The 1,769-nt window shown below is 54.6% G+C and carries 4 protein-coding genes; all 4 read right to left on the reverse strand.

Annotated features, from left to right (window positions below; all coding sequences use genetic code 11):
- Positions 1–493: 493 nt before the first annotated feature.
- Positions 494–742 (reverse strand): hypothetical protein, encoded by a 249-nt coding sequence (locus F7R02_RS25170; RefSeq protein ID WP_078590109.1) that lies wholly within the window; start codon positions 740–742, stop codon positions 494–496.
- A gap of 103 nt (positions 743–845) precedes the next feature.
- Positions 846–1,079: a hypothetical protein gene (locus tag F7R02_RS27115; protein WP_235857386.1), complete on the reverse strand. Its 234-nt coding sequence runs from the start codon at positions 1,077–1,079 to the stop codon at positions 846–848.
- 21 nt (positions 1,080–1,100) lie between these two features.
- Entirely contained in the window at positions 1,101–1,277 is a 177-nt protein-coding gene (locus F7R02_RS27120; RefSeq protein WP_235857384.1) for an SRPBCC domain-containing protein, read from the reverse strand.
- 365 nt (positions 1,278–1,642) lie between these two features.
- On the reverse strand, positions 1,643–1,769 hold a 127-nt coding region (locus F7R02_RS25180), incomplete at its 5' end, for an integrase core domain-containing protein (protein ID WP_151210081.1).

The raw sequence follows: 1,769 nt of genomic DNA on the forward strand, positions 1-1,769 counted from the left end.
AACGCGAACGAAACAACTCATCGGCAGGCAACTGCTCGGCGGCAGGACGGCGTGTACGCATGGGCGAAAACTGCCAGAAACCAGTTCGTAGAGTAACGAAAACTGGCAATTCCAGCACACCTAAAACGCAGGTTAAGCCTTGCAATGGATGCAGCCTGGGGGTTTTTCAGGGGCGACTAAGTAGGTGGAGCCCGCTCCAACTCTGACGTAAATATATCCGCTAGCCAGATGGTGTGGCCCTCCGAGCCGACACACTCGACGGCGAAAGCGGCCTCACGGCCTGGCTGAACCGCATGCACCAGAACGACTGCTCCAAGGTCACCGATCTGGGGAGACCGTTGGCTGAAGTCATGGTCTATCCGAGCGTCGGGGATGTTTGCGATAACGCGAACTAGGTCGAACTCAGAGATTCGCATTTGCAGGATCTAGTACGTGAGTTAAGCCGCGCCACGACGCGGCGTCGGCTTGAATGAGCCATTAGGCGGCCGACCGATTAATGGACGCCGCTGGGTGGACCAATGAGGGAGTCGATGCCCTCATCCCGAATAGCGCGCAATGCCTCGTCGAATGCGGCCTGGTCCGTTGCGAAGAGGTCATCCCAAACGGTGGAGTTGTTGAACTCATCAACAGCCTCCAGAGTCCAGCCGGTGTCGGGTCCGCGATAGATCTCTAAGCGAATAGTACGGCCATCGTTCGTAACGGAGCGACAGAGGGGCGATGTCACAAGCTGATAGTTTTCCATAAAATGTCTCTTTACGACCGTCTCTGCGCTTCCGCCTAACATCTCGCCGAATCCGGGTTGCGAGACAAATGCTGCCTGAGTGAATTGTTAGGCCAAATGACGATCACGGCATTTTGACTTCGACCAATTCTTTCAAGTAGGAAAATACATCAGGCCCAGCATCTCCGCCAGAGGACTTATTTGGCGGGGAAGGGCGGGGGTCTTCCTGACGCACCAGCAAAGAGCTGCTTCCGTCACGCTCGGTCAGCTCATAGGTCATGAAGAAGTAGTGCTCTGGAATGTCTTGCAGATCGGGGCGCGGGAAGAACAACGAGTACTTAAGGCGCGACTCCGGCAAGAACTCAAGAACCGTGCCTTTCTATTCAAAGACTTGCCCGTTCCATTCGTTCCGAAAAATGATTGGGGTGCCCACTTCCCACGTGGTCAGGAGATCGGAGCCGTACTGCCATTGCTTGACTAGCTCAGGCACGGTCAAAGCCTTCCAGACTTTACTGGCAGGCGCAAAAATCCTTACGAGTGAATCGGACGTTTTCATCTGCATATCCTGAGCATGTGTGGTATTGGCCTAAAACCCGAGTCAAGCCGGCCCGCGAAGCGATTTCGGCTTGAACGAATTGTTAGGCCCTCCATCTGGAGCGCCATGCATAAATTCGCTCATTGCCTCAACGGATGTTCTGGAGAGGCCTTCGCGATGCATGGCTTCTGGCCAGTTGAGTAGTGCTTGCTTCATCTGAGTCATATCTTGCTTCCAGACAGGGCCGATGTGCTCCACCCACAGAACCACTTCCCGTGTTGAGTGCTTGGATGAACGAGATAGCATATTTGCAACAGAAACAATATTTTTGGCCAGATCCGCCTCGATGACGTCCGACGTCCCCCCACCCTGAGTAGTGGTTTGGTTTAGAGTCCGGGGGTAATGATATCGGTGTTTGCCAGATGTTGGGCATAAGCAGCCGGGGTCATGCCGCCGATCGCCTTCTTGGGTCGGTCCTCGTTGTATTCGCGTCGCCAGCGTTCGATTTCGGTG

The sequence above is a fragment of the Xanthomonas cissicola genome (assembly GCF_008801575.1).
In the GTDB taxonomy this organism is placed as follows: Bacteria; Pseudomonadota; Gammaproteobacteria; order Xanthomonadales; family Xanthomonadaceae; genus Xanthomonas; species Xanthomonas cissicola.